General features: G+C 61.4%; 21 protein-coding genes and 1 tRNA gene. 13 read left to right on the forward strand and 9 right to left on the reverse strand.

Annotated features, from left to right (window positions below; translation table 11 throughout):
- Positions 1-28: 28 nt before the first annotated feature.
- Positions 29-1,291, reverse strand: a complete 1,263-nt coding sequence (locus WJT74_RS05435; RefSeq protein ID WP_343348272.1) for a hypothetical protein — start codon at positions 1,289-1,291, stop codon at positions 29-31.
- Positions 1,292-1,303: 12 nt separating this feature from the next.
- Positions 1,304-2,032, reverse strand: a complete 729-nt coding sequence (locus tag WJT74_RS05440; RefSeq protein ID WP_343347772.1) for a ParA family protein — start codon at positions 2,030-2,032, stop codon at positions 1,304-1,306.
- 183 nt (positions 2,033-2,215) lie between these two features.
- On the opposite strand from WJT74_RS05440, the gene WJT74_RS05445 reads away from it, so the two are divergent.
- Positions 2,216-3,154: an SPOR domain-containing protein gene (locus WJT74_RS05445; RefSeq protein WP_343347774.1), complete on the forward strand. Its 939-nt coding sequence runs from the start codon at positions 2,216-2,218 to the stop codon at positions 3,152-3,154.
- On the opposite strand, the gene serB is transcribed toward WJT74_RS05445, so the two are convergent.
- Positions 3,151-3,969, reverse strand: coding sequence for a phosphoserine phosphatase SerB (gene serB, locus WJT74_RS05450; RefSeq protein ID WP_343347777.1), 819 nt, complete (start codon positions 3,967-3,969; stop codon positions 3,151-3,153). The two genes, WJT74_RS05445 and serB, sit on opposite strands and share 4 nt — an antisense overlap.
- Between serB and miaA the strand changes: the two genes are divergently transcribed.
- Both miaA and ilvC read left to right on the forward strand, forming a co-directional pair.
- Positions 3,962-4,888, forward strand: coding sequence for a tRNA (adenosine(37)-N6)-dimethylallyltransferase MiaA (gene miaA, locus WJT74_RS05455; RefSeq protein ID WP_343347780.1), 927 nt, complete (start codon positions 3,962-3,964; stop codon positions 4,886-4,888). The two genes, serB and miaA, sit on opposite strands and share 8 nt — an antisense overlap.
- A gap of 13 nt (positions 4,889-4,901) precedes the next feature.
- Positions 4,902-5,930, forward strand: a complete 1,029-nt coding sequence (gene ilvC, locus WJT74_RS05460; RefSeq protein ID WP_343347782.1) for a ketol-acid reductoisomerase — start codon at positions 4,902-4,904, stop codon at positions 5,928-5,930.
- 214 nt (positions 5,931-6,144) lie between these two features.
- Here ilvC and WJT74_RS05465 read toward each other — a convergent pair whose 3' ends face one another.
- Together WJT74_RS05465 and mutL are read right to left on the reverse strand one after the other, a co-directional pair.
- Positions 6,145-6,750 carry a porin family protein gene (locus WJT74_RS05465; RefSeq protein WP_343347784.1) on the reverse strand — a complete coding sequence of 202 codons (606 nt, stop codon included), beginning with the start codon at positions 6,748-6,750 and terminating at the stop codon, positions 6,145-6,147.
- A gap of 129 nt (positions 6,751-6,879) precedes the next feature.
- Positions 6,880-8,691, reverse strand: a complete 1,812-nt coding sequence (gene mutL, locus WJT74_RS05470) for a DNA mismatch repair endonuclease MutL (protein ID WP_343347787.1) — start codon at positions 8,689-8,691, stop codon at positions 6,880-6,882.
- A gap of 154 nt (positions 8,692-8,845) precedes the next feature.
- Here mutL and WJT74_RS05475 point away from each other — a divergent pair, with 154 nt between their 5' ends.
- The 6 genes from WJT74_RS05475 to WJT74_RS05500 all read left to right on the forward strand — a co-directional run bounded on the left by WJT74_RS05475 (position 8,846) and on the right by WJT74_RS05500 (position 14,570).
- Positions 8,846-9,889, forward strand: a complete 1,044-nt coding sequence (locus WJT74_RS05475) for a rod shape-determining protein (protein ID WP_343347789.1) — start codon at positions 8,846-8,848, stop codon at positions 9,887-9,889.
- A gap of 8 nt (positions 9,890-9,897) precedes the next feature.
- Positions 9,898-10,785, forward strand: a complete 888-nt coding sequence (gene mreC, locus WJT74_RS05480) for a rod shape-determining protein MreC (RefSeq protein WP_343347792.1) — start codon at positions 9,898-9,900, stop codon at positions 10,783-10,785.
- Positions 10,782-11,306 carry a rod shape-determining protein MreD gene (mreD, locus tag WJT74_RS05485; RefSeq protein WP_343347794.1) on the forward strand — a complete coding sequence of 175 codons (525 nt, stop codon included), beginning with the start codon at positions 10,782-10,784 and terminating at the stop codon, positions 11,304-11,306. The genes mreC and mreD overlap by 4 nt, the downstream gene beginning before the upstream one ends.
- A gap of 32 nt (positions 11,307-11,338) precedes the next feature.
- On the forward strand, positions 11,339-13,282 hold the full coding sequence (gene mrdA / locus WJT74_RS05490; RefSeq protein WP_343347796.1) for a penicillin-binding protein 2: 1,944 nt from the start codon (positions 11,339-11,341) through the stop codon (positions 13,280-13,282).
- Complete coding sequence (gene rodA, locus WJT74_RS05495) at positions 13,282-14,412, forward strand: rod shape-determining protein RodA (RefSeq protein ID WP_343347798.1); 1,131 nt, start codon at positions 13,282-13,284, stop codon at positions 14,410-14,412. The genes mrdA and rodA overlap by 1 nt, the downstream gene beginning before the upstream one ends.
- An 82-nt stretch (positions 14,413-14,494) precedes the next feature.
- A tRNA-Lys gene (locus WJT74_RS05500) sits at positions 14,495-14,570 on the forward strand.
- A 973-nt stretch (positions 14,571-15,543) separates the two neighbouring features.
- Here WJT74_RS05500 and WJT74_RS05505 read toward each other — a convergent pair.
- The 3 genes from WJT74_RS05505 to WJT74_RS05515 form a co-directional block, all read right to left on the reverse strand.
- Positions 15,544-16,416, reverse strand: coding sequence for a hypothetical protein (locus WJT74_RS05505; protein WP_343347800.1), 873 nt, complete (start codon positions 16,414-16,416; stop codon positions 15,544-15,546).
- A gap of 8 nt (positions 16,417-16,424) precedes the next feature.
- Positions 16,425-17,294 (reverse strand): CsgG/HfaB family protein, encoded by an 870-nt coding sequence (locus WJT74_RS05510; protein ID WP_343347802.1) that lies wholly within the window; start codon positions 17,292-17,294, stop codon positions 16,425-16,427.
- Between the two features lie 92 nt (positions 17,295-17,386).
- Positions 17,387-19,519 (reverse strand): calcium-binding protein, encoded by a 2,133-nt coding sequence (locus WJT74_RS05515; RefSeq protein WP_343347804.1) that lies wholly within the window; start codon positions 19,517-19,519, stop codon positions 17,387-17,389.
- Between the two features lie 925 nt (positions 19,520-20,444).
- Here WJT74_RS05515 and WJT74_RS05520 point away from each other — a divergent pair.
- Genes WJT74_RS05520 through WJT74_RS05530 form a run of 3 tightly spaced genes read left to right on the forward strand, consistent with a single transcriptional unit; the run spans position 20,445 to position 23,820 of the window.
- On the forward strand, positions 20,445-20,792 hold the full coding sequence (locus WJT74_RS05520) for a capsular biosynthesis protein (protein WP_343347806.1): 348 nt from the start codon (positions 20,445-20,447) through the stop codon (positions 20,790-20,792).
- Entirely contained in the window at positions 20,762-22,378 is a 1,617-nt protein-coding gene (locus WJT74_RS05525) for a phosphotransferase (RefSeq protein ID WP_343347809.1), read from the forward strand. The genes WJT74_RS05520 and WJT74_RS05525 overlap by 31 nt, the downstream gene beginning before the upstream one ends.
- Positions 22,375-23,820 (forward strand): oligosaccharide flippase family protein, encoded by a 1,446-nt coding sequence (locus WJT74_RS05530; RefSeq protein WP_343347812.1) that lies wholly within the window; start codon positions 22,375-22,377, stop codon positions 23,818-23,820. The genes WJT74_RS05525 and WJT74_RS05530 overlap by 4 nt, the downstream gene beginning before the upstream one ends.
- Before the next feature lie 8 nt (positions 23,821-23,828).
- Here the strand turns inward: WJT74_RS05530 and WJT74_RS05535 are convergent, their stop codons facing one another.
- Positions 23,829-24,872, reverse strand: a complete 1,044-nt coding sequence (locus WJT74_RS05535; RefSeq protein ID WP_343347815.1) for a hypothetical protein — start codon at positions 24,870-24,872, stop codon at positions 23,829-23,831.
- A gap of 145 nt (positions 24,873-25,017) precedes the next feature.
- Between WJT74_RS05535 and WJT74_RS05540 the strand changes: the two genes are divergently transcribed.
- The gene (locus WJT74_RS05540; protein WP_343347818.1) at positions 25,018-26,271 is read left to right on the forward strand and encodes a polysaccharide pyruvyl transferase family protein; all 1,254 of its coding nucleotides are present in this window, start codon (positions 25,018-25,020) and stop codon (positions 26,269-26,271) included.
- Positions 26,272-26,274: the final 3 nt, after the last annotated feature.

Genomic DNA, 26,274 nt, shown 5'->3' on the forward strand with positions numbered 1-26,274 from the left:
TGGAATCGTCGTCGTGTCGGTTGTTCGGCTAGTCGGCTCTTTCGCCCCTCGCCTGTTCCACCAGTTCGTCGAGCTCGGTCATTTCGCCGAGCAGGCGGTCCAGTGCTTCGGTCACCATCTTCTGCGCCGACTGCCCCGTGAGAGCGCAGGCGAGCCGCAACTTGAGATGCCGCTGCTTGTCGAGGCGCAGCGTGAACGCGGCCTTGTCCTTCGCGCCGGCCTTGGCCTGCGCAACCGCGTGGCTGGACACTGCGCGCGTTTCGAGATCGACCGGCGCCTCGGCGCGCGGCGGATCTGCCAGTGCCATGTCGGCGTCGAGCAATAGCTCGTCCTCGTCCTCGTCCTCGTCCGCCGGCTCGCTCGGGCCTTCGCTCCGATATTCGGCGAAGGACGATTCCATTGGCTCGGGTTCGAAATGATCATCGCGTGCCGGACGCGTGATGAAGGATGCGAAGCGATTGGTCGTGGCAGGGTCGAAATGCTCGTCCGCTTCCTCGTCCGCAGTCGCTTCCTCTTCCTCGCCGTAGACGTCGCCGTCGGCATCATCGTCGCTTGCGCCGGTAAGGCCCGCCGAACCATCAACGGGATCCGCTTCGAAGGCTTCCTCGCCCTCCTCGTCGCCCCAGGCACCGCCTTCTTCGCGCTGCTGATCGGTAAGCGGCTTGAGATCGGCGACCGTGCGCATCAGCTGCGGCGCGTCGAAATCCTCGGCTTCGGCCTGCTCGTCGTCGCTGCCGAGGTCGCCGACATCCGTCGCGCTCTCGCCGTAGGGAGCGAAAGTGCTTTGCGACACGGGCGCACGATCGAAGCTGGTTTCGCGCGATACAAGCTGCGCGGTCGTTTCCTCCGCCTCGGTGTCATCGCTCGATGCGGCGGGAGCGCTCAGCGCGTCCGACTTCTTCGCATCGCGATTGCCGGTGAAGACGTTGGGGCTTTCGTCGGCCTCCGGATCCCACAGCTCTGCGGTCGAGTCGTCGAGGTCCGCATGGTCGTTGGCATAATCCTCGTCGTCTTCGTGCCCGGCATATTGCTGCGCGAGTTGCGCCTGCTGGTCGTGGACGACGGGCTGACTGGGCGTAAGGCCCGACAGCGGATTGCGTGAAATGGATTCGACGTTGCCGCCCTCTTCGCTGGTGACGGCGGGCTCGGTGCCCATGTCGTTCCAGCCGAGATCCTCGAGACCCTCGGATCCAACCTGGCCGAAATTCTGACGCCGCATGGCGGGGCGTGCCGAACCCTTGCGGGCGAGCAGGCCGCCGGAAAGCGACGCGAATGCCTTGGGTGCATTCATGGTCGCTTCTCCTTATCCGACTACCCGGCGGCCGAAGCCTCCGACAGGACGGGGCGCGGCTTGCGCGCTCGACGGACCGGTCTGACCCGGATTGGGGGTGGCGAAGACGGTACGGCGGAAATTCTTTTCCAGCCGATCGGCGACGTAATTCCACAGCTCGGTGATTTCCTGCGCACTGCGACCTTCGGGATCGATCTCCATGACGGTGCGACCGTCGATCATCGAGGCGGCGAAGTCGGTGCGGTGATGCACGGTAACCGGCGCGACGGTGCCATGCTGCGACAGCGCGACGGCGGCTTCGTAGGTGATCTTGGCCTTGGGCGTCGCGGCGTTGACGACGAAGATGGCGGGCTTTCCGGCGCGGTCGCACAAGTCGACGGTCGCGCCGACGGCACGCAGATCGTGCGGGCTGGGGCGGGTCGGAATAACGACCAGTTCGGCCACCGCGATGACCGACTGGATCGCCATCGTGATGGCGGGCGGCGTGTCGATCACGGCGAGTTTGAAACCCTGCTGGCGCAGCACCTCGAGGTCGCTCGCGAGACGAGCGACGGTGGTCTGGGCGAAGGCGGGCATTTCGTCCTCGCGCTCGTTCCACCAGTCGGCAAGGCTGCCCTGCGGATCGATGTCGATGAGGCAGACGGGGCCATGCCCCGCCCGCTGTGCCTGAACCGCTAGGTGGCCCGAAACGGTGGTCTTGCCCGATCCACCCTTCTGCGATGCCATAGCCAAAACGCGCATTGTCTTCCCCTCGCCGGAATTTGGGACGATTTCGTATCGGGACGAGCTTTGGACGACAGGGAGCTAAAATCTGGTTAACGCTTCATGGGGGTTGTTCATCGTATCTTCGTCGAAGAACGCTTGGCGACGGACCGCATGATATCGTAACCGCATCGCAATGGTTTCATGCGAGGAATCAACGCCATGACGAGGCATCTTTCACTATTGCTGGCGCCCGCTGCGCTGATCGCGAGCCCCGCGGCCGCTCAATCGGTGGCGGACGGGATCGCGGCGTGGCGCGGCGGCGATCCGATGCGCGCGGTCGCGATCTGGACGCCGCTGGCCCAGAGCGGGGATGCCGACGCGCAGTACAATCTGGCGCAGGCCTATCGGCTCGGCCGTGGCATCCGCACCGATGCACGCCGTGCCAAGGCGCTGTTCGAAAGCGCGGCGGAAAAGGGCCATCTTGGTGCCCGTACGAACCTTGGACTGATGCTCTATAGCGAGGGCGAACGCGGAGAAGGCCTGAACTGGCTACGCGGTGCGGCAGATCAGGGCGAACCGCGCGCGCTGCTCGTATACGGGACGGCGCTGTTCAATGGCGACGAACTCGATCGCGACGTCGTCACCGGCTATGCGCTCGTCAGCCGCGCGGCAGCCCAGGACCTCGCCGCGGCAAGGAATACGTTGGCCGAAATGGACGATGTCCTCGACGTCGATGATCGTCGCACCGGCGTCGCGCTGGCGCAACGACTGGCACGGGGCGACGAGCGTCTCGTCGACGTTCTCGCCGCGCCTCCCGCCCAGGTGGTGAGCACCCGTCCGGCTCCTGCCGCCCCCCGACCACGTGCGACCTCCACACCGCGACCCGCCGCGTCGACACCGGTTGCGGCGTCGGCGGCGAGCGTCCCGGCTTCGGCCTACACCGTGCAACTCGGCGCCTTTTCCCGGGACGGAGCGGCGCAGTCGCTATTCGCCTCGCTTCGCACCGAACGCGTGTTCGAAGGCAAGCAGCCCTTCTATCGCGAGGTCGGCAGCGTCACCCGGCTCCGCGTCGGCCCGTTCGCTTCGAACCGCGAGGCCGAGGCCGCCTGCGCGGCAATGGAACGACGCGCGCAACCCTGCTTCGTCGTCGCGCCCTAACCTTCGATCCATTCGGCGCGGGCGATCCCGAGCCCCCATAACAGGGCGTCGAGTCCGTGATGCTCGATCCGCGCGTCCGCTTCTGCTGCGACGCGCGGCTTGGCATGATAAGCGACGCCCAGATCGGCGGCGCGAAGCATCGGCAGGTCGTTGGCCCCATCGCCGATGGCGACGACATAACCCCCATCGAGGCGGGCCCGTTCTTCCTCCAGCACGGCAAGTTTGCGATCCGCATCGACGATCGGGCCCTCGACGGTCCCGGTGAGGCGACCGTCCTGGATGGAAAGCCTATTGGAGACGACGCGGTCGAACCCCAGTCGATCCCCAATCACGTCCGCAAAAGCGGTGAACCCGCCCGACACCAAGACGCAGCGGACCCCGCGCGCCTTCAGCGTCTGAACGAGCGTGCGCGCGCCGGGATTGGGGCGGATCCGCGAGGCGAGCAGCCGTTCGATGACACCGGCATCCAGACCGTCCAATAATGCCAAACGCTCGCGCAGCGCGCCTTCGAAATCGAGTTCGCCGCGCATGGCCCGCTCGGTGATCGCCGCGACCCGCTCTCCCACCCCCGCCACTTCGGCAAGTTCGTCGATGCATTCCTGACCGATCATGGTCGAATCCATGTCGGCGAGGAAAAGACGCGGCTCGAACGGGCTTGGCCGATAAACCACGTCCACGCCTGTCGCGCTGTCGACGCGCCCTTCGATTTCGGCTGCGGAGCCTTCGTCGAGCCAGCGCCATTCGCGCGCACCGGCGATGGTGGCGACCCGGCTGGCCTCGAGCCCGTCGGCTGCTATCAGCGTGGATATGGTCACCAAACCTCCTCTCGCGCTCATCGCGGGTCCGACCGCCAGCGGCAAGTCCGAACTGGCACTGCGGCTCGCGGAAAATGCGAACGGAACGATCATCAATGCCGACAGCGCGCAGATATACGCCGATCTACGAATCGTCGCGGCCAGTCCTTCGGCACGAGAACGCGAACGCGCGCCGCACCGGCTTTACGGGGTTCGCGACGGTGGAGAGGCCTGTTCGGCAGCGGACTGGGCGATGCTGGCCAAAGCGGCAGTCGGGCAAGCCATCGACGCGGGCCGACTGCCGATCATCGTCGGCGGAACGGGTCTCTATCTCCGCACCCTCCTCGAAGGAATCGCTCCGGTCCCCGATATCGACCCCGACATCCGCGAGGCGATCAGGACCACCGATACGGCGACCAACTTTTCCTCGTTGGAACGGGAGGATCCGGCGGCGGCGGAGCGGCTGAACAAGGGTGACACCACCCGGATCGCTCGCGCGCTCGAAGTGGTGCGATCATCGGGCAAGCCTTTATCCTTCTGGCAGGCGCGCAAGGAGGGCGGCATCGCGAAGGACGTCACGCTGCGGCCCCTGTTGCTCCTCCCCCCACGCGATTGGCTCGCCGAACGATGCGACCGGCGTTTCGAGACCATGATCGAACAGGGCGTGCTGGAAGAGGTTCGCGAGCTGCTCGGGCGCGGGCTCGACCCTGCGCTCCCCGTCATGCGGGCCATCGGCGTCCCGGAAATCGCGTCCTATCTTGCGGGCGATCGATCGCGCGAGGACATGATTGCGGCAGGACAGCTGGCCACGCGCCAATATATGAAGCGGCAATATACCTGGTTCCGGAACCAGCCTCCCGCCCACTGGCCGCGCTTCGCCGAACCGCTCGACGACGAGGCGGCGATCGAGCGCGCGCTGGCCCTGCTCTCTCCCGCTTGATAGAGCCGGCGGCATGGACATCATTCGTGACGCCGCCATCGACCCCTCCCCGCTGCAGGGCGAGCGCGTCGCCATCATCGGCTACGGCAACCAGGGCCGGGCACAGGCGCTCAACCTTGCCGATAGCGGGATCGACGTCGTTGTCGGTCTGCGAGAAGGCAGCGAGACCTTCGCGAAGGTCGAAGCGGACGGGCTGACGACCCTCCCCCTCGGTGAGGCTCCGAAAGGTGCCGCGCTGACCATGATGCTCGTCCCCGACGAACTCATGACGGGGATCTATGCCACGATCGAACCGTCGCTCCCGAACGGCAGCGCCCTGGGCTTCAGTCACGGGCTCGCCGTCCATTTCGGCCATGTCGTGCCACGCGAAGATCTCGACGTGCTGCTGCTGGCGCCGAAGGGGCCGGGCACCGCTCTCCGCCAGCTCTATACCGAGGACAAGGGCATGCCTGGCCTGTGGGCGGTCCACCGCGACGCCAGCGGACACGCGAAACCGATCGCGCTCGCCTATGGAAAAGCCATCGGATGCGCGCGCGCAGGCCTCATCGCCTCCTCGTTCGAGGAAGAGGCCGTCGCCGATCTGTTCAACGAGCAGGCAGTGGTGTGGGGCGGCGTACCGGCCCTGCTGCTAGCCGGGTACGAAGCACTGGTCGAGGCGGGCTATTCCGAGGAAGTCGCCTATTTCGAATGTATCGGCGAACTGAAGTTACTCGCGGACCTCATCGAAGCGCGCGGAATTGCGGGCATGCGCGAGGTCATCAGCAATACCGCCGAGCTTGGCGCGGTGCTGGGTGGTCCCGCCATCGCGGATTACCACGTGCGCCAGCGGATGCAGGATATTCTCAAGAGCGTTCGCGGTGGGGAGTTCGCGGCGCAGCTCGCCGAGGAAGCCGCGGAAGGCTATCCTCTCCTCTCCGACGCGCGCGCACGCTCGCGCGCTCATGCCTCGGAAGCGGTGCGCGACCGGCTTCAGACGCTTTCGGCGGACGAATCCGAGGAGGACTCGATCGAACGCTCGCCCACCGACGCGCGTTCGAGATAATGACGCTGAAGCTGCCGATGGGTGTCGGCAGCGTCCGGATGATCGGCGGCCATCGCGCGCTCCATCTCCTCGGCGGCGCGACGCGCGTAATAGATGCGGCTTTCCTGCTTCATCGACCGGTCTCCCCTAGGCCAGACGGAGACATTAGCATCGAGAACATAAAAAGTCTCCTCCCCGGAGCGAGCCGGGGAGGAGCGGTCGCGCAACGAATGGATCAGAAGCTGATGCCGAGCGTCCCGACGATCTGGTGCTTCTCGATGTCGCTGTCATAGTCGGCGTAGCGATATTCGCCGCCGATAAAGGCGCCGCGACCGATATAGTATCGCCCGCCCGCGCCGATCCGGTAGCCGTTCTCGTCGTCCGTGACGATCTCGCGGATCTGGGTGTCGCCATCATCGATGATAAGGTCGAGTTCGTTCTCGAGCCGGGTCAGCCCCGCCTTCACGTAAACGTCCCCAAGGGTCGCGACGGGAACCGTGAGACGGCCGCCGATATAAAGGTCGGAGGTGTTGGTAAGCACGCTGTCGTAGACGACACCGTCCTCCTCGAACACGACGCTGTCCTCGATGCCGCTCTTGCCCGCTTCGACGTCGATCCCGAGCGCCACGACGCCCAGTGAGACGTCATAGCCCGCACCGATGGCGATGTAGCCCCCCTCGGCTTCATATTCGGCACCGAAGTCGGAATTGGCCTTCGCGCTGTCGAGACCCGCCTGCAGCTCGACGCGCGGGCCGGAGGGAGCGAACAGCTGGGCAGCGGCCGGCGATGCCGCGAGAACGGACGCGAGCACGGTGCCGGCGGCGAGAGTGGTCTTGATCATTGGAAACTCCAGAAAAAATACGAATGTTGTGTCCCTGACCGCAGCTGAAAGACTTTAGGCGGTGAACGGATAATGATGCCGCGATTCATCGCCGCGAAAGATCGGTTGCAAGTTGCTGAAACTGCTGACCTAATGTCGACCGAACAATTTTTCTACGTCGCTAAGAGCAAGTTTTACCCACGTCGGCCGCCCGTGGTTGCACTGCCCCGATCTTGGCGTCGTCTCGATCTGGCGGAGAAGCGCGTTCATCTCTTCCACCCGCAGGATTCGACCCGCACGAACCGAACCGTGACAGGCCATCGTGCCCGCAACGAGGTCGATGCGGTCCTGCAGCGTCGGCGCGCTTTCTAGTTCTGCCAGTTCGGCAGCCAGATCCGCGAGCAACTTGGGGGCCTTCACCTTGTTGCCCAGCGGCGCCGGGGTCGCCCGAACGAGCATGGTCGAGGGTCCGAAGCGTTCGATCTCGAGGCCAAGGGTCGCAAGTTCGGCAGCCGCCCCCTCCAGACGCTCGCAATCGGCTTCGTCCAGTTCGACCGGCTCGGCGATCAGTAGCGGCTGACTGGCCACCGGATCGCCCTCGCGCGCCGTGCGCATCGCTTCCAGCACGAGCCGTTCGTGCGCGGCGTGCTGATCGACGATGACCAGTCCGTCCTCCGCTTCGGCGACGATATAGGTGGCTGCGACCTGCCCCCGCGCGGCACCGAGCGGGTGGCGGGCGGCGCTGGGCGCGGTCTCGGCGGCAGGCGCGGCCCGGGCGAACGGGGCAGCGCTCATGACGGCTTCGAAGGAGGGCGACGTGCCCGGGTCGTAGGACGCCTGCGTCTCGGCGACCCGCCTCGGCATGCCCGTTCCCTGCGGCATCGGCTGGCGCAGGGGATCGGGGGGCGGGGCCGCGGCGTCCCCATGCCCTTCGACGGTCCAGTTTGCGGGCTGTGCATGCTGCTCGCGCGCCGCCGATAGATGGCCCGCCTCGTCCAGCGCGCGGCGGACCCCGCCGACGATCAGCGCGCGAACGCCCTGCGCGTCGCGAAAGCGGACCTCGGTCTTGGCGGGGTGAACGTTGATATCGACTTCACCCGTCGGACAACTGACGAACAAGGCGGCGATCGGATGGCGGTCGCGCGCGATGAGGTCGCGGTAGGCCCCGCGAAGCGCGCCGACGAGAAGCCGGTCCTTCACCGGGCGGCCGTTGACGAACAGGAATTGCTGGTCGCCCATGCCGCGATTGAAGGTCGGCAGGCTGACGACTCCCTCAAGCCGCAGATCGCCGCGATGATAGTCTACCGCCACCGCATTCCTCGCCAGTTCGGGGGTCAGCAGCGCGGCGACGCGTTCGGGAGGTGATTGCGGCTGGACGGCGATGATCGCGCGACCGTCATGTTCGAAGCGAAAGGCGACATCGGGCCGCGCCATCGCGAGGCGGCGCATCACGTCCAGCGCGGCAAGATATTCCGACCGTGGCGACCGGAGAAACTTGCGACGGGCAGGGACCTTCGCGAACAGTTCTTCCACCGTGACGCGGGTGCCACGGGGCACGCTGGCGGGGCCGTCCTCGACCCTCGCGCCATGGTCCGTGACGATCCGCCAACCTTCGCCGTCGGCCGGGCGGCTTTCCAGCGTGAAGCGCGACACGCTGGCGATGCTGGGCAGTGCCTCTCCGCGAAAGCCGAAGCTGGAGACGTCCTCGATCGCCTCGTCGGGAAGCTTGCTGGTGGCGTGGCGCTCGAGGGCGAGGCGCATGTCGGCGGGGCTCATTCCGTGCCCGTCATCCTCGACGCTGAGCATCGTCAGCCCACCACCCGACAGGGCAACGGATACCCTCCGCGCGCCCGCATCCACGCCGTTTTCCACGAGTTCCTTCAGCGCGCTCGCCGGGCGTTCGACCACCTCGCCCGCCGCGATCCGGTCGATGAGGGCGCTGGGGAGCCTTCTTATTGACATGTTAACGAGTTTCGCTCACTTGATCGGTGCGCCGAAAGCCTCGGATTTCCAAGAGAAATTCATCGCGCTTTCAACAAAATTTGTTTAACGATTGGAGACTGCCGACGCCTCCGTGCGTTCGCGCCACCATAACAGCAAAACGGAAGAACCCCATATGTTCTGGAACAAATGGTTCAAGTGGATGAGCCACGACATGGCCATCGACCTCGGCACCGCCAACACGCTCGTCTACGTGCGCGGACGCGGTATTGTGCTGAACGAACCTTCCGTGGTGGCGATCGAGACCATCAATGGCATTAAGAAGGTCAAGGCGGTCGGCGACGACGCCAAGCTGATGATGGGCAAGACCCCGGACCAGATCGAGGCGATCCGCCCGCTGCGCGATGGCGTCATCGCCGACATCGACGTGGCCGAAGAGATGATCAAGCATTTCATCCAGAAGGTGCATGGCGGCAAGATGCGCAGCTGGCGCTTCCCCGAAATCGTCATCTGCATCCCCTCGGGCGCGACCAATGTCGAACGCCGCGCGATCCGCGACGCCGCCAGCAATGCGGGCGCGAGCGCGGTCTATCTGATCGAGGAGCCGATGGCGGCTGCGATCGGCGCCGACATGCCGGTGACCGAACCCGTCGGTTCGATGGTCGTCGACATCGGCGGCGGCACCACCGAAGTCGCGGTGTTGAGCCTTCGCGGGCTTGCCTACACCACCAGCGTGCGCGTCGGCGGGGACAAGATGGACGAGGCGATCTCGTCCTACGTCCGCCGCAACCACAATCTCCTGATCGGCGAAGCCACGGCGGAGCGGATCAAGAAGGAAGTCGGCATCGCCAAGCCGCCGAGCGACGGCATCGGCGAGACGGTCTACATCAAGGGCCGCGACCTGGTGAACGGCGTTCCCAAGGAAATCGCGATCAACCAGGGCCAGATCGCCGAAGCGCTGTCCGAACCCGTCGGCACGATCGTCGAGGGCGTTCGCATCGCGCTGGAGAACACCGCGCCCGAACTGGCCGCCGACATCTGCGATCAGGGCATCGTCCTGACGGGCGGCGGCGCGCTGCTCGAAGGACTGGACGAGGTGCTGCGCGACGAGACGGGTCTGCCCGTGATCGTTGCCGAGGATCCGCTGACCTGCGTCGCGATGGGAACCGGCCGTGCGCTCGAGGAAGAGCAGTATCGCGGCGTCCTGCTGACCGTCTGAATTGAGGCGTGGCGGGGGCGAGCAAATTCCGCCGTCCGGGGTGGTCGCGACGGGCGCAGTATAGCCTGTTCTTCAGCTTCGTCGCGCTGGGCGTCGGACTGGTCGTCGGGCTGATCCTGCTCGCCGTCAGCGTCGTCGCGCCGCGCACCTTCGAAGGCATCCGCGGCGGGGCGACCGACCTGTTTAGCCCGGTGACCCGGTCGCTGAGCGCCGTCGGCGCCACCACGAGAGGATTGGCGACCGGCGCGGGCGATTACTGGAATGCTGCCCGCCAGAACAGCGCGCTTCGCGAGGAACGCGACGAACTGGCCCGCCGCGCGCTGCGCGCCGAGGCGATCGAACGCGAAAACCAGCAGTTGAAGGAAGCCTTGTCGCTGCGCGAACGGTCGAGCGAACCGGTCGCCAGCGGCCGGATCGTCGGATCGAGCCAGGATAGCGTTCGCCGCTTCGCGATCCTGTCGGCGGGACGGAGCGACGGGGTCCGCATCGGGATGCCGGTGCGCAGCGCCGACGGAATGCTTGGCCGCGTGGTCGGCACGGGAGCCTTTTCCTCGCGCCTGCTTTTGGTGACCGATCGCGCGCTGATCGTGCCGGGACGGATCCTCCGCACCGACGAGCCGGTCATCGCGCGCGGACGCGGCGAAGGGACGATCGACCTTCGTCCGTTGGAAGTCGGACGCAATCCGTTCGAGCCGGGGGACATCGTCATCACCAGCGGTACCGGCGGCCTTTATCCGCCGCTCGTCCCGTTGGCCCGCGTCCTGCGGCTGGACGACGACGGCGCCATTGCGGTCCCGATCGCAACGCCCGCACAATCGTCGGTCGCGATCGTCTTCCCCCCCTATGAACCCGACTCCCTGAGCGGGTTCGAGGCACCGCTGACGGGCACCGAATGATCCTGCGCCGTCGCCAGCGACGCCCGAGTGCCTTCGAACAGGGCCCGCGCAAGAATGCCGAAGCCCTGCCCGCGGTGAGCGTGGTGGTGGCGGGAATGCTGGCGCTGATCCCGGCCATGTCGACAACCGGATGGTGGCCCGATTTCGGGTTGATGGCGCTGATCGCGTGGCGGTTGCAGCGATCCGACCCCTTTCCCAACTGGGCGGCCATTCCGCTGGGGCTGTTCAATGATCTCATCACGCTTCACCCGCTCGGCCTGTCGGTGGTGTGCTTCACGATCGCGCTGATCGTCCTCGACGTCATGGACGCGCGTCGCATCCGCGGCACCTTCTTCACCGACTGGTTCGTTGCCATCCTGTTGATTTCGATCGCCGAATTCATCCAGCTCTGGATCGCCGCCATTCAGGGTGCTGCAATGCCGCTTAATGTAATCATTGCGCCGATCGTCATCTCTTCTTTGCTCTTTCCGGTCATGGCAGGCATCGTCGCGATGCTCGATCGATACCGATTGCGCAAATAGGCGCCAGCGAGACGACAGGCAGGACAAGGGGCATGGCCAAGCAGCCGAAAAAACCGAATCGGGTGACCGAGAACCAGCGCAAGAACGCCTTTTCGCGGCGGGCGATGGTGGTCGGCGGCGCACAGGCGATCCTCGGCACCGCGCTGGTCGCGCGGCTCGGTTATCTGTCGATCAGCCAGAACCAGTATTACCAGACGATGGCAGAGGACAATCGCGTCCAGATGATCATCGTTCCGCCGCGGCGCGGGTGGATGGTCGATCGCAACGGCAAGCCCGTCGCGATCAACCGCTCGGACTTTCGCGTCGACCTCGTTGCCGACCAGGTCCCCGAGGGGAAGCTGGACGTGACATTGAACCGGGCGGCGAGCCTGCTCGACCTCAATCCCGAACAGATCGACCGGATCGAGACCGAATTGGGCGGCAAATCGGGTTATCAGCCCGTTCAGCTGGCCGAGAACGTCGATTACGACCGCTATGCCGCGGTTTCGGTGCGCTTGCCCGACCTCGAAGGCGTCCTGCCGCAGCGGGGCTTCTCGCGCTATTATCCGGCTGGGGCCGCGGTCGGGCATCTCGTCGGCTACGTCGGGACGGCGAGCCGCGAGGAATATGTCGCGGAAGAAAAGAATCCATTGCTGCTGACCCCCGGCTTCAAGATCGGGAAAGAAGGCCTCGAGCAGGTGCTCGAGAAAGGCCTTCGCGGACAACCCGGCGGGCAACGCGTCGAATTGACGGCGCGTGGCAAGCTGGTGCGCGAGCTCGAGCCCAAGCCCGACCGGTCCGGCGAGACCATGCAACTGTCGATCGACGTCGATCTGCAGGAATATGCGGCGCGTCGCCTCGGGAACGAAAGTGGCGCGGTGGTCGTGATCGACTGCCTGACGGGCGACATCCTTTGCCTCGCCTCGATGCCCGCCTACGACCCCAACAGCTTTTCCGACGGGATCGGACAGGTCGAATGGCAGATGCTGTCGGAGAACGAACGGCGCCCGCTGGTCAACAAGACGGTAAGTTCGCTCTATCCGCCGGGCTCCACGCTGAAGCCGATGGCGACGCTGGCGATTCAGCGCGCCGGGATCGACCCCGAGGAACGGGTGAATTGCCCCGGCGGCTACCAGCTCGGCAATCGTTTCTTCCGCTGCCTCAAGCGTCATGGTTCGATGAACATGTACGACGCGGTGATGAAGAGCTGTAACACCTATTTCTACGCGATGAGCCACCGGCTCGGCTACGACGCGTTCGCCGAGGTCGCCAAGGAACTGACGCTCGGGATGCAGTACGACCTGCCGCTGGTCAGTCAGAGCTATGGCACGGTGCCGACCAGCGAGTGGAAACGCGAGAAATACGATCAGAAGTGGACCGGCGCGGATTCGCTCAACAGCGCGATCGGTCAGGGATATGTGATCCTCAACCCGCTGCAGCTGGCGGTGCATACCGCGCGGATCGCGAGCGGTCGTGCGATCCTCCCCAATCTGATCGGCGTGTCGAAGAAGCCGGCACCGATGATGGAAGGGTTCGATCCCGAACATCTGGCGGTCACGCGCGAAGCGATGTGGCGAGTGGTCAATTCCGCCGGGACAGCGGGCGTGTCTGCCGTTCCGGTCGAGGGCGTCGAGGTGGCGGGGAAAACCGGTACCAGCCAGGTCGTCCGGCTTGCGCTCGGCGACGGGAAGAATGTGCCGTGGAAGTACAAGGATCACGGCCATTACGTCTGCTACGCACCGTTCGACGAGCCGCGCTACGCCGCGTGCATCACGATCGAACATGGCGGGACCTCGGGCGCGGCCACGCCGGTGGCGCGCGACGTGCTGACCTTCCTGTTCGACAAGGAACAGGCGATGCAGCGGCTCGCCGAATATGAAGAGCAATGGGGCGGCTCGCTCGCCGAGCGCCAGGCGGCGTTCCAGCAGCGCGTGCTCGATATTGCCGAAGCCCGGGCAGCGGGCCGCGATCCGCTGGCCGGGAACGACGTCACCTGATGTTCAACGGGATCATCCCGGCGCCGCTGGCGCGACTGCCGTGGGGGGCGATCGTCGTCGTGCTGCTGATCGGCACGTTCGGGATCGCGCATCTCTATTCTTCCGCCGGTGGCTCTCTGCAACCATGGGCGCTGCGACAGGGTGCGATCTTCACCTTCATGTTCTTCGTGGCGCTGGGCGTGAGCTACGTGCCGGAAAGCTGGGTCAAGACCCTGACCCCCCTCGCCTATGTCGTCATTCTGGCGATGCTCGTGGCCGTCGAGTTCGTCGGCTTCGTCGGCATGGGGGCACAGCGGTGGATTGACCTTGGGTTCATGAAGCTGCAGCCGTCCGAATTCATGAAGCCCGTGCTGGTACTCATCCTGGCACGTTTCTACGATCTTCTGCCGACGGGCGATCTCAACAAGTGGCGGGCGATCTGGCCGGCGGCCATCCTGACGGGGCTCCCGGCAGGGCTGACCCTGGTCCAGCCCGATCTCGGCACGGCTCTGGTGCTGATCCTCGGCGGGATCGTGGTCATGTTTCTCGCGGGGCTGCCGTGGTGGTATTTCGCGGGCGGCCTGGCCGCGGTGGCGGCGCTCATCCCGATCGCGATCCAGTTCCTCGAACCCTATCAGCAGCGGCGCATCCTCATCTTCCTCGAGCCTGAGGCCGATCCGCTGGGCGCCGGTTACAACCTCACCCAGTCGAAGATCGCGATCGGATCGGGCGGCATGTGGGGCAAGGGATATATGCAAGGCTCGCAGAGCCATCTCGAATATCTTCCCGAGGGACACACCGATTTCGCGTTCAGCGCGATCGTCGAGGAGTGGGGTCTCGTCGGCGGAACGGTGCTGATCTGCGCCTTCGCGGGCCTGATCGCTTGGGGCATGAGCGTATCGCGGCGGGCCAAGACCCGGTTCGCGCAGCTTGCTGCGGCGGGGCTCACGATGACGATCTTCTTCTACGTCGCGATCAACCTGATGATGGTGATGGGTCTTGCCCCCGTTGTCGGTATTCCTCTGCCGCTGGTGTCGAACGGCGGTTCGGTGGTGATGACGACCATGCTGATGGTCGGGCTTCTGATCGCGTTCGACCGGCAGTCCAAGCGGGCCGACCGCCGCCGGCGCGACGGATTGACGGGAGGATAGGCGACTTAATTGTTGCAATGCGATATCGAGCCCGTTATTGGCCGCGGCTCGCGCGGGCAACGACCCGCATTCGCGACAGTGTGGACGCATAGCTCAGTTGGTAGAGCAGCTGACTCTTAATCAGCGGGTCCTAGGTTCGAGCCCTAGTGCGTCCACCATTTTTTCCCGCCGTTTTTGGCATGATCCGCCATCGGCCTTCGGTAGCGCGAAAATGGGAAAATAGTCGCGCAGCAAGCACGGTTTAAGGAAGCGACGTCGAAAGGCGGCTACGTGCCCCGTTCCACTTCCATCAGGCATGATAGCCCGGTTCCAAAAAAGTCTCGGCAGTAATGAATCAATAGCCTTTGCCACTAGCGTGTCTGGTATCTCCGGGGGGCTTCGATATGAAAGCAATTTGCTCGACCTAAACATTCGTTGCCGCTTGGTTTTTGCCCGCACCGGCGGATGCAAAATTTTACGAGGCATCGGTTGCGCGGAAAAAAGCCTATTTTGTGCAATGTCGACGATCAGGATATCCGGATCAAGATCCGCTAATGCTACGAATGTGTCTACTATGAGGACGCATTGAACACGGGCGGAAAACTCGTCTTCCTAGATGTGGGTGGAAGGTGCGATGTAGAAGCGATCTATCTGAAAGCGTCCGTATCCTGTTACCACTAGGGGTCCAAGTGACCCGCGAAAGAAGCGATAGCAACGAGACGAGCGATGAGTTCGTTTTAGCATAACCTATCGCTTAGAGATGGCATAAAGCGAAAACGCGATTTTTAGGACGAATGGCTACGGGGGGAAGGGACCTTATTTTCCCTTACTCCGCAGAGCTCGCTATGCAGAGAATAAGACTTTAGACTTATTCCTTCACGACGAACCCCTCGGGGATCGAAGGTGGATCGTCTCCACGCGTGGCTCGGCTGTACGACTCACCACCGAACCTCCGCGCGTACGTCCTTGCGGACTGCGTTCATCGCTTTCTCGATTGCTTTATTTCGAGCGCTTTGCGGTAAAACTTGCAGCCCGGTGCGGCTATGGCTTCGAGGATAAATTGCTCGACATCCACCAAACTTGCAGGCCGGTGCCGTGATGGACGGCCATAAACAGGCTGAACATCTAGTCATCCGTAGGTAGAGGGCTCGCTCAAGGCAGGCGCTTGCGACGGTAGCGCCTTGCTTGAGATTCCTGCGATCCGCCTTCGGCGACCGACACCGCCGCCCCGACTTCGACCAGCCTCGAATCATAATCGCCGTCCATTTCAGCGATCGCGCGATTGCTCGACGCGTTTGCAACACGGAAGGCCATCGTTGCCAGGTCGCCGGCCGAGGCAATACGCAGTTGGTCGCCCGTTTCGAGCAAGGGTGAGCCGTAATTCAACGCGACAAGATCATCGTCAACGCTTACGACCTCCAGCGGCTCGACCAGGAAGCTGACGTCACGAGCAATGCGACGCGCGATTTCGCGATGCATTCGGTTATAGGCCGTTTCCGGCGCCACTGCACCGGTCGAGCGCACCGAACCTGCTCGTATGTCATGTCCGGTCTCTATCGGTACGTTCATCGACCGCCCGCCAATGCTCGCTCCACTACGATCGCGGACGATAAAGCTGAGGGTCACTTCGCTCGAAGAACTTGAGATCGCATAGCCATTCTGTCCGGGATCAGGCGCCATGGCCACTCCCCCATCGACGAGAGCGGTCAGCGCAATATCGATTGTCCATCCATGCCCACCGACGCCCACCACGGGGCTAGACGCCAACATCGCTTCGACCTGTTGCCGGAGTGTTGGGAATTCGGAGACGCAATCCTTGACGATCCAACTTCTAAAGGATCGCACAGCAGCAATCATACTCGGCGATGCGAGAAGCGCACTATCGTCCGAATATTCTCGGAAATACTGACAGAATTGCGCCGCCTCGATCTCCCCAATCGAAACTCGTTGCTGGGCATGTGCGGCCGGTATCGCGGCGCAATGCATCAGCATTGCGCCGACGAACAAAAGCGTCTTCGCCAACATCGAAGAACCTATTTCGACGCAAGGGAGGGACGAGCGATCGAACCCACACGCGGAGATTGTGCGAACGCACTGATCATGCGTGCTTTCGAAATTCTGGCCTGAACGTCGGTGACTTCGACCGTACCCAGAAACGTCTCGTTCGAAGCTAGAACTTCGCCAGTTGCCGGATCTAGAATTGCCTCGCCCTGCTCATATAAGCTGAGCGTATCGCCAACACGCATGGCGCCTTCACCGTAATTCAGGACGACAATTCCGCCCGACTGAACGGCAGCGACTTGGATCGGATAAATCGTCGTGACGAGTCCCGTCGCAATGTTGTCCGCGGCCGAGCGCATCAGAGCAGAAACGTCATATTGTGAGTCGCCGTCGCACACAGTGTTGCCTTCTTGCGTTTCGGCAATGCGGGTGACGTAGCGCACCTCACCGGTGTTCGCGTCGGTAATTTTGATATCGGCCTCGAGTCGAACCGTACCCTTCTTGCAGCTCGAATTCCGCGAGCCGAGGAGACCGCCGACGATCGACGCGCCGACATCCGTTTTTGACGTGGATGATACCGACGTGATCGTACCGTAGATGAGGTAATCGATACCCTCGAAGCCCCCCATGCGGTCGGGCGAATTGCTGGTGACGACACCGCCTTGCGCTCGCGCTTGTTCTTCCATCAAACGGCTCAGCCGGGCACGCTCCATGACACGAAACTTGTTGGTCGATGCGATCGAAGTCTCGATCATGGTCGAGAAGGTATTGGACTGCCCAGTGCCGGCCAAATCTTCCATCTTAAAAACCCCGACGATCGGACGTTCCGATTGAGCGACGGCGGGCTCGGGCGCCGCAGCAATCATGCCAAAAAACGCCGAGAAGAGAATGGTGATACGCATTGAAGTGCCCCCAATTCTATTTTGCAGATGTCTGATTTCATCCATGGCATAAGTGGTGCGGCCGACCTCCAGGGGGACGCCGGCCGCTGCCTTTAGGCCAAGGGGTAATCGCTCATTTGGTGAACGAAGATATTGTCCTGCGGAGCTATCATCAGATTCTCCTGGGGTGCCACTGCGGTGGGCGTCCATAGGCTGAAGTTCTCGATTTCGACCGAGCTAACCCCTTCCAGGTAGACCTTGAAGTCGACCCCGTCGGTGATCACACCATCGTCGTTCAGGTCGACATAGACGTAGCCGCCGTTCGCATCCGAAACGAAGAAAATGTTGCGCTGCCCTTGGCCGACACCATCGGCAAGCGCCGCCTCTGCATCCGCCATAGAAGTGAAGCTGCCATAGAATGTAAAATTATCGGTGACGCCATCACCATCCATGTCGAACGCGAATCCAATCTCGTCTTCGCTCGAAAAATCGGTGACCGTATCAACGAACGGGATGTCAGCATTCGAATAAAAAACAGTGTCGGCGCCCGATCCGGTAATAATTGTGTCGTTGCCCTTACCGCCCTCGAGCCAGTCGTTGCCCGAGCCGCCATTCAGAATGTCAGTTCCATCCTGCCCGTCGAGACGATCATTTCCTCCACCACCTGAAAGGTCGTCGTTTCCAGATCCTCCAAAGATTTGATCAAGCCCGCTGCCGCCGACTATTAGATCGTCGCCCGCCCCGCCGTCGGCGTAGTTATTACCACCAATGAGGGTGATCGTATCATCACCCTCCTCACCTAGAACACGATCGCCATTTCCGCCGCTCGACCCTGCAACTATGATATCGTCGCCCCGGCCAGCATAAACGGAGTCTCCCTGAACCCCGTCAACAACAATGTAATCAGCTAGAAAAGATCCAAAAACTCTGACTTCGTACGAACGATCACCGGCCGTCTCGCCAGCGAGTAACTGAAGACCAAATCCATCTGCATCGGCCTCAACAATCTGATAAACCTGAAAAAACATTTCAGAAAAGTCACTGGGGGCGTTTAAGTCGTTTAGAGTGTATTGCATCGCCTGCCCGGCATCTGCACTAACACTAATCCGTTCAAATCCAGAGAAGAGACCTCCGTCGTCGAAACTACGCCCATAATTGATCACGAGGCGGTCTTCGCCGAATTCTGAACCGATAATTTCGTCATTGCCTGATAAAGATCCGATCGCAGCCTGAGTCACACCATTGATTTTCAGATTTCCAGTATGAAATGCAGCGTATACATTGAAGGACTGTTTTCCTTCAATAAGGTAGTTGGCGATTTCGAAATCGCCGCTTCCCGAAACGCGAATTACATTCGACTGTACACTGAGAAATTGAATTGTGGAGTCGCGATCTATTACAAATTCCGGCGTTCTTTCGGAATTCGTATCTTGTATCTTTAAAATATCTAGGTTCGCATTATCCATACGAAGTGAACGCTCGAAAGTGTCATTGACAAAACTAATATCCACCGACCCAGAAACATCTTCTAGATTAACAAACTGATCGTATGAGAGAGAGACACCGTCAAGATCGAAGTCTCCAGATCCCTTGATTGTAATAGACTGTACCGACGAGAAACCTGTCATATTTAAAGATATCGAACTATCAGAGATAAGGACGACGCTTTCAAATCCATTTGCGGTTATATTATTGAACGCATTGTCTGTAGCACTACGGATTTCCAACGTATCGCTTCCGCCAAATTCGTCGATCAAGACGTCTCCGGCATTCAGCGTTCGCTCTGTAGCCCGAATGAAATCATCCGCCTCCGTGCCGTAGAGTGTCTCAACGCCCTCCGTAAGAGAAGATCCCTCCGAGGGGAGGTCTCCAAGGATCGTCGGGTTGGAGGTGATTACGAATGAGCCCCATTTCAGGACCGGTGTCGCACCCGAAGTATCGAACGCAAGCGTTTGGGTGCCATCCTCGTTCGCAAAGCCGAGTTCCATGCCAATGGCGCCGGCAGGGATGCGGATCGTGCCCGTCGGCCCTTCGAGTACCAAGACGGTGCCGACGGCTCTCACGAGATAATCGCTAGAGACACCGGCCAAAATAATCGTGTCACCGCCACGATTGAAACTGGCGTCGAACGTCACGTCGCCCCGAAGGACCTTGATGACTTCGCCGCCAGATGTGGTCCCTGTAACCTCAACATTGTCGCCGCCGATCTCCGCGTCTTCGCCACGCTCTGTCAAAATCAGTCTCATGCTATCCCCCTCATGTCTGTTGTCGCCCGCAGGCAGAAACCGAGCATTGCAGAATCACCGGGTCGACCGCGGCTTTCACCAAACGAGAAAAGCCGTCGGAATGGCGTATGTAATCGAAGTGCAGCACGATTGTTGCTGCGAAAGAAGGACGCCCCCACTGTTACTCTACGCAAAAAACATATCCCACAGCGTTCTTATTTACAAATCATGAATTCTAGAGGTATAACAGCAGTTTGACTTGAAGGGACCTGTCGATGTTCCGCCTGCTACGCCCTTTGCGGGCGACTGCCGCTTTAGCCGAGACAATGTTAATTGGAATGCAAGGTCCCAGCTTCACCGCCCCTTTTACAGGCCGCAGAAAAACGTGCGTGAATCTGATCAACGGGTTGCGGACGCTTTGACCAGCGCCGCTGCGTGTCTTCAGGCCAACCCTAGACTGTTCGCACAATATTGGAGGCAAGTTGCAAGCAGACGTGCTCCGGCGACACGCTTTCACCCAAGAACAGGTCTTTTGAGGTATGTGCTATGGCTATCAGTCAATCCGCGTAGGCCGGAGCGCCTCTCGTTCCAGCTTTATCATCGCGCCGATCCTAAAAGGTTCGAATTGGCGGGCTTCGATACGAACCGCCCTTTCGCCTCGCATGCCATCACAACGATCGCGAGTTCCGAGCATTCTTGGGATTATGGAAACATCCCTTTGAAGCATTCCGACGAAAATTCTTCACGGGGGACGCAACAGGGCTCGAAGTCGTCCCGATTGTCGGAGGTGGCTTGAAATCGTTAGATTTGCCATGGGCTCTTGATCAGCGGGTCCTAGGTTCGAGCCCTAGTGCGTCCACCATTTTTCTTCCCCTTTTTCGACAATTAGGCGGTTCGCTTTGCGGGCATGGCTTGATAATGCCCATATCGGAGCAAGGGGTGTTCAATGCGGATCATTCTCGATGTCGACGGCACGTTGACGCGCAACGGATCGGGCGAAGGCTATGCCGACCGCGCGCCGCGCGATTACGTCGTCGCCAAGGTTCGCGCCGCCCGGGCGGCGGGCCACAAGATCATCCTCTACAGCGCCCGCAACATGCGGACGCATTCGGGCGATATCGGCACGATCAATCATCGCACCCTGCCCATCCTTCTGGAATGGCTCGCGCGGCATGACATTCCGTTCGATTTCATCCACATGGGCAAGCCGTGGTGCGGAAACGACGGTTTCTACGTGAGCGCGCACGGCAAGCGACCCAGCGAATGGGCCGCGGAACCGGACGGATCGCAGTGAGCCGCCCCATCCTCATTACCTCTGGCGCCTACGTCGGCGAGGAGATGCAGGCAGAGTTCGGTCGCATCCCCCCGGCATTTCTGCCCGTGGGCCCCACCTACCTCGTCCGCCACCAACTCGCGCGGCTGCCCGGCGACGCCGACGTCACCCTTTCGCTACCCCACGATTTCGATCTCGAGGCCGCGCAGGCGCGATTTCTGGACGAAGCCGGCGTCCGTGTCGTGCGGATCGATCCCCGAAAGTCGCTCGGCATGTCGGTGTTCCAGTCGGTACTGGAAATGGGAATGGGCCCGGGGATCGAGATCGTTCACGGCGACACGCTGGTCGACGCGCCCGCGACCTGTACCCACGACGGCGTATCGATCGAACGGGTGAGCGAGCAATATCGGTGGGGCACGGTCGAGACCGACGGCGATCGCGTGACGGCCCTGCACAGCGATGCCCTGCGCGGCGGCGACAGCGACGAGGCCCGCATCCTCAGCGGCTATTTCGCGATCGGCGACACGCAGGGGTTTCTCAAATGCCTGTCGCGGAGCGACTTCCGGTTCGTGAAGGCGCTCCATCTCTATGCCCAGGATCGTGACGTCGCGGCACGCGAGGATATTGCGGCGCTCGATTTCGGTCATCTGAAGACCTATTATTCCTCGCGCCACGACCTGGCCTCCGCGCGCCATTTCAATGCGCTGGAGATCGACGATTACACGGTCACCAAGCGCAGCGAGCAGACCGAGAAGATCGACGCCGAAGCGAACTGGCTGGCGACCGTGCCCGCCTCGCTGCAACCGTTCACGGCGCGGATGGTGCGTCATTACGGCGAAGCGCCGAGCGGACAATATGAGACCCATTACGCTCATTTTCCCTCGTTGGCGGAATTGTCGCTCGCGCGTCCGCCGCGGATCGTCTGGCGCAAGATTCTCGAAAGCTGCCGGGAGTTTCTCGAACGCGCGGCGCAGGAAACACGGGACGAGGACAGCGGACTGGTGTGGCTGGGGATCGACAAGTTGCGCGAGCGGTTGCGCGACTATCCCGAGACCATGCCGCGAAGGGACGCGCCGCTGACGATCAACGGGCAGTCGGTCGGCACCCTGGAAACGATCTACGAAGGTGTCCGCGCGAGGATCGAGGACGCGTCCGAACGTCCCGCCTCGATCATGCACGGGGACTTCTGTTTCTCGAACATCCTGTTCGACCCGCGGGCGGACCGCATCATGCTGATCGATCCGCGCGGACTGGTGCGCGGCAAGGCGACGTTGTTCGGCGATGCGCGCTACGACATCGCCAAGCTGGGTCACAGTATCGTGGGACGCTACGACCAGATCATGGCCGGACAGCTCGTCGCCACCCGCTCAGACTTGGGAGCCTTCGAGCTTGTCGTTGACGACAACGATCGCCGCGATTGGCTGGAGCGCGAGTTTCTCGGCATGCGGGCGGCGGGGGTCGCGTTCGACGATCCGGTGGTCGGGGCGCTGATGGTGTCGCTGTTCCTGTCTATGGTCCCGCTGCACGGCGACGATCCGGAGCGGCAGCAGACGTTGTTCGCCAACGCCCTGCGACTGGTGGCGGCGCAGGCGGCGGACGCGCGATGACCCTTGCCAGGGGCGATGACCGCAATATCGGCCGAATGGTCGGGATGGCCGGTGCACAGCTGTTTTCGGCCAAGATCGTGCGCCTGGCGATCACAGTCGGCGCAACGGCGGTTCTCGCCCGGCTGCTGACGCCTGCGGACTTCGGAATTTTCGCGATCGTCGCGGTGTTCGTCGCAGCGGCGCGGGCGGTGCTGGAGGGGCTGATCGACGTGCCCGCCATCCGCGACGACGATCTGGATGCCGAAGGCTTGGCCAATCTGATCTGGACCGGGATGCTGCTGATGGCGGGCCTCGGGCTGCTTCTCGTCCTGCTCGGAAGCGTGGCGGCGGAGACGCTGGGTTCCGCGAACTTTCGCGAGGTGCTGCCGGTCACCGCGCTGTGCCTGCTGATCCAGCCGTTCACCGTCGCGGGCACAGCCGTGCTGCGCCGCACACATCGCTTCGCGGTCATTTCGCTGACCATGCCGATTACCGGCTTTTTGTTCGGTGCGACGGCAATAGCACTGGCGCTCCTGGACTTCGGCTTCTGGAGCCTGGTTCTGGCCGATATCCTCGTCCAGCTCGTGACGATGGCCTATATCGTCGTGCGATCGGGCATCTCGCTGCGCGTTCCGGCGGCGTTTCGACCGAGGCGCGCCTTCTCCAGCGGCGGTGCCAGTCTCGTCACCAAGACACAGGTGTGGGCGTGGGCCAATCTCGATACGTTGTTCGCCAGTATCTTTCTCGGCCCGACGGCGGCCGGCATCTACAGCCGCGCCTACAGCCTGACGACGCAGATGAAGGAGCCTTTCGGCCTGCTCGAACAAGTGGTGCGGCAGGCATTCGTCGGGCAACGCACACTCGACGACGACGTGGCCGCGGCGAACGTGCGCAACGGATTGCGGCTCATCACGCTGGTATCCAGCCTGATGGCGGGCGCGGCCATCGCGCTGCGCGAACCGGTCGTGGCCGTCCTGCTCGGCGCACAATGGGGCGCAGTAGTCCTCCCATTCACAATACTTGCAGCAGTCCTGCCGCTCAAAATCGCGAGGTCCTATCTCGACGGCTTCTCTTATGCTCGCGGATCGATTGTCGCGATGCAGAAGCGAAATTGGATTGTGCTTACGATTTTCTTGAGTTTGCTTCTGTTTTTCGCAGATGAGGGCGTTTCTGCTATCGCTTGGGTGGTCGGATTTACCTACCTTATAGCGCCGTTGTTTGTCGGGGATAAAGTTGATCGACGTTTCGCTGGCAATCGGGTTGAACGGTTCGCCATTATGCTCCCTAGTTGGGCCATGGGTGCGGCGATTGCTCTAACCGCAGAATTGCCATCAAGATTTTTTACCGTCTCACAAAACGAAGATTGGATGGCACGCTTTTTGAGCGCTGGCTTCCTTTGTGCAATAGCCCTTTGGATATCTTCAAGGTATTGGCTGCCAATGATAAGACACAAGACTAGATGAGCTAATTTTTAGTGCTTGGACGGCCTATAGAAAGACCGGATTCGGACAAGAAGCTTAAATGCTTTCGATAATATTAGCTGATAGTCTTTGATGCTCTCTTTATGGTCTAGCCTCTGGATTGCTTCATAAAAGAGATGCCAATTTATGCCGGCAATTGCAGCCATCAAACCTTTTGATGAATGCGGCGCAGCCCTCACTGAAAGTTTATGATCGAAAGAATGAGTGTTTTGAGCCTTCCGATCGATGAGATCGGGTACTACTGACGATCCTCGCCATCGGAGAGATTTGATCACTTCAATGCCCAATAAGCGTACTTTTTGATCGTATAGTTTATCGATCAGTTCAGCCGTCCTATTAGGAAAACTATCGATCCTGCTTCTTATTGGAAAACAATAAGGAAAATCGTCAGAGTCGGCTTCAGCAAAAATCATTTTGAGAGGAATATCAAGATGTACATTTCTGCTGCAAAATATTCGAAGATCCCTAGGGAGCAATGAATCGTGAAAGTCTACCATAGCAGAGGTGCTACCCGCAAAATAGAAATCCATCAGGCCAAAGTCTGCACGATAACAACCCGGCGCCCATAGATATTTTGGATCTTCGCTTTCTATCGCTTTCGATATGGAAGAAAGATCGAGACTCTGATCCGATCTTATTCTGATAATATAATCGGGAGAGAATTTTCTAACGGCTTCGTCAACCCCAGCCTTTGCCGACCGATAGCTACGAAATATGTTGTACCTTAATTGCGTATCGCCTCGCCGACGACCAGCATCATTACCCTCGTCATCAAGTCGAAGTATAGTGGCGCCCTCTACCGTAAATGGGACGCCATCATTCCATGTCGAAATGACTATTCGATCATCAAACAAATATCTGTATTTTGAGATTGTCGATTGTATTTCGTCGCGACAATCGTGTCGAACGATCTCTTCTTTTATCACCTTACCGGTGCCTTCGCGCGAGAACGCTTTTCCGTCCTTGCCCTCTGAAATCAAGGGCCCTTGTATCACAAGAGCAAATCTTGGACTGCCGGACTCTTCCTTATCCATTTGTAAAGTCATTTTGATCGCCTCATATTATAGATTTATCAACCGTATTTACTATGGATGTTCTTTGAATTTCGGTCTGATAGAAGTCGTGTTAAAGCTTTAGAAAAGTCTCGGCAAGGCTACGAAAGACGATTATACCCTCTTGATGACCGACCGTTCGCGCCCCGTGGTGCTCGTCACCAAGACCGCGACCCAGAACCAGGGCAACCAGGCGCTGTCGATCGCCTGGCGCGATTTTCTCGTGGACTGCTATCCCGAGCGTAGCGTCCGTTTGGTCGAACGTGGCCCCGCCTATCTTAAGCGCTACCGCCTCTCTTCGATCGCGAAGGACCGCGATCCGGTCGCCGCCTTCGATCGGATCGCCGAAAAGCTCGTTGCCGCCGTGCCGGAGCGTCCCGATCGCGATCCTTCGACCGGCACGGTGCGGCACGATGCCTCGCAGAAGCAGGCGGTCCGGTTCCTGAAACTGCGCCGGATGCTCAATCTTCGCGGTCGGTTGATGCAGTTGGGGGTCGGGCGCGGCGCCTACCTCGACCGATTGTCCTACCTCTGCAATGCGGGCCTCCTGGTGGTGAATCCGGCGGGCGAGTTCTACAATCGCGCCACCGACACCGCCCTTCACTATCTGCTCGAGACGCGCTGTGCGCAGCTGGCAGGTGTGCCGGTGGCGTTCGTCAATCTGAGCTACGAGATCGAGGATCCCGCGTTGTTGCGGATTGCCCGACACGTCCTCGATCAGTGCGACCTCGTCGAATTTCGGGACGAGGAAAGCAGGCGCCATTTCGCCGCCAATGGCGGCGCAGCTGACCCCGTCATCCTTCCCGACGGGGCGACCATGGCGCCGGTGGAACGGGCCGAGCAGCGCGGCGGACGCGGGCTCGCGCTCGCCATCAACGCGTTACAGGTCAACCATTACGACCTCGTCGAGCCGTGGAATGCGCTGGTCGCGCGGCTGGTCGAACGCGAGCCCGTCACGCTGACCAGCAACGAATGGACCACCGATCACCCCTTCTGGAGCCGATACCTGTCGATGGACGGGGTCAGCGCGGAGGGACGCACCCTGCCCTTCGACGAATATGCGCGCTTGCTGTCGCAGTTCGACGTCGTCGTGAGCTCGCGGCTCCATACCTGCGTGCTGGGTCTGGTCGCAGGCGTGCCGATCGTTCCGGTCGAGACGGGAACGTTCAAGCTGACCGGTTTCTTCAACATGATCGGAATGGGCGACGAGCCCATTCGGATGGAGGGCGAAGACTGGCAGGACCGCATTCTCGAGCGCATCGACGCTGTGACTGCGAACCGGGAAGCACGACTGCAAGCGCAGGACGATGCGATCGCGAAGGCACGGGCAGAGTTCGCTCGCGTGCTCGGCAGGCGGTTCGGAGAGATCGAGTTGCGCTGACCG

Origin of the sequence: Sphingomicrobium sp. XHP0239, from assembly GCF_039555325.1 — a bacterium.
GTDB classification, from domain to species: domain Bacteria; phylum Pseudomonadota; class Alphaproteobacteria; order Sphingomonadales; family Sphingomonadaceae; genus Sphingomicrobium; species Sphingomicrobium maritimum.

Coding starts and splice junctions, on each gene's coding strand:
- WJT74_RS05525 (WP_343347809.1), top strand. CDS start 20,762: ATGGGCCGCGGAACCGGACGGATCGCAGTGAGCCGCCCCATCCTCATT.
- mrdA (WP_343347796.1), top strand. CDS start 11,339: ATGGCCAAGCAGCCGAAAAAACCGAATCGGGTGACCGAGAACCAGCGC.
- WJT74_RS05440 (WP_343347772.1), bottom strand. CDS start 2,032: ATGCGCGTTTTGGCTATGGCATCGCAGAAGGGTGGATCGGGCAAGACC.
- miaA (WP_343347780.1), top strand. CDS start 3,962: ATGGTCACCAAACCTCCTCTCGCGCTCATCGCGGGTCCGACCGCCAGC.
- WJT74_RS05520 (WP_343347806.1), top strand. CDS start 20,445: ATGCGGATCATTCTCGATGTCGACGGCACGTTGACGCGCAACGGATCG.
- WJT74_RS05445 (WP_343347774.1), top strand. CDS start 2,216: ATGACGAGGCATCTTTCACTATTGCTGGCGCCCGCTGCGCTGATCGCG.
- WJT74_RS05515 (WP_343347804.1), bottom strand. CDS start 19,519: ATGAGACTGATTTTGACAGAGCGTGGCGAAGACGCGGAGATCGGCGGC.
- WJT74_RS05540 (WP_343347818.1), top strand. CDS start 25,018: ATGACCGACCGTTCGCGCCCCGTGGTGCTCGTCACCAAGACCGCGACC.
- mreD (WP_343347794.1), top strand. CDS start 10,782: ATGATCCTGCGCCGTCGCCAGCGACGCCCGAGTGCCTTCGAACAGGGC.
- WJT74_RS05530 (WP_343347812.1), top strand. CDS start 22,375: ATGACCCTTGCCAGGGGCGATGACCGCAATATCGGCCGAATGGTCGGG.
- WJT74_RS05465 (WP_343347784.1), bottom strand. CDS start 6,750: ATGATCAAGACCACTCTCGCCGCCGGCACCGTGCTCGCGTCCGTTCTC.
- WJT74_RS05510 (WP_343347802.1), bottom strand. CDS start 17,294: ATGCGTATCACCATTCTCTTCTCGGCGTTTTTTGGCATGATTGCTGCG.
- WJT74_RS05435 (WP_343348272.1), bottom strand. CDS start 1,291: ATGAATGCACCCAAGGCATTCGCGTCGCTTTCCGGCGGCCTGCTCGCC.
- mutL (WP_343347787.1), bottom strand. CDS start 8,691: ATGTCAATAAGAAGGCTCCCCAGCGCCCTCATCGACCGGATCGCGGCG.
- WJT74_RS05505 (WP_343347800.1), bottom strand. CDS start 16,416: ATGTTGGCGAAGACGCTTTTGTTCGTCGGCGCAATGCTGATGCATTGC.
- WJT74_RS05475 (WP_343347789.1), top strand. CDS start 8,846: ATGTTCTGGAACAAATGGTTCAAGTGGATGAGCCACGACATGGCCATC.
- rodA (WP_343347798.1), top strand. CDS start 13,282: ATGTTCAACGGGATCATCCCGGCGCCGCTGGCGCGACTGCCGTGGGGG.
- WJT74_RS05535 (WP_343347815.1), bottom strand. CDS start 24,872: ATGGATAAGGAAGAGTCCGGCAGTCCAAGATTTGCTCTTGTGATACAA.
- ilvC (WP_343347782.1), top strand. CDS start 4,902: ATGGACATCATTCGTGACGCCGCCATCGACCCCTCCCCGCTGCAGGGC.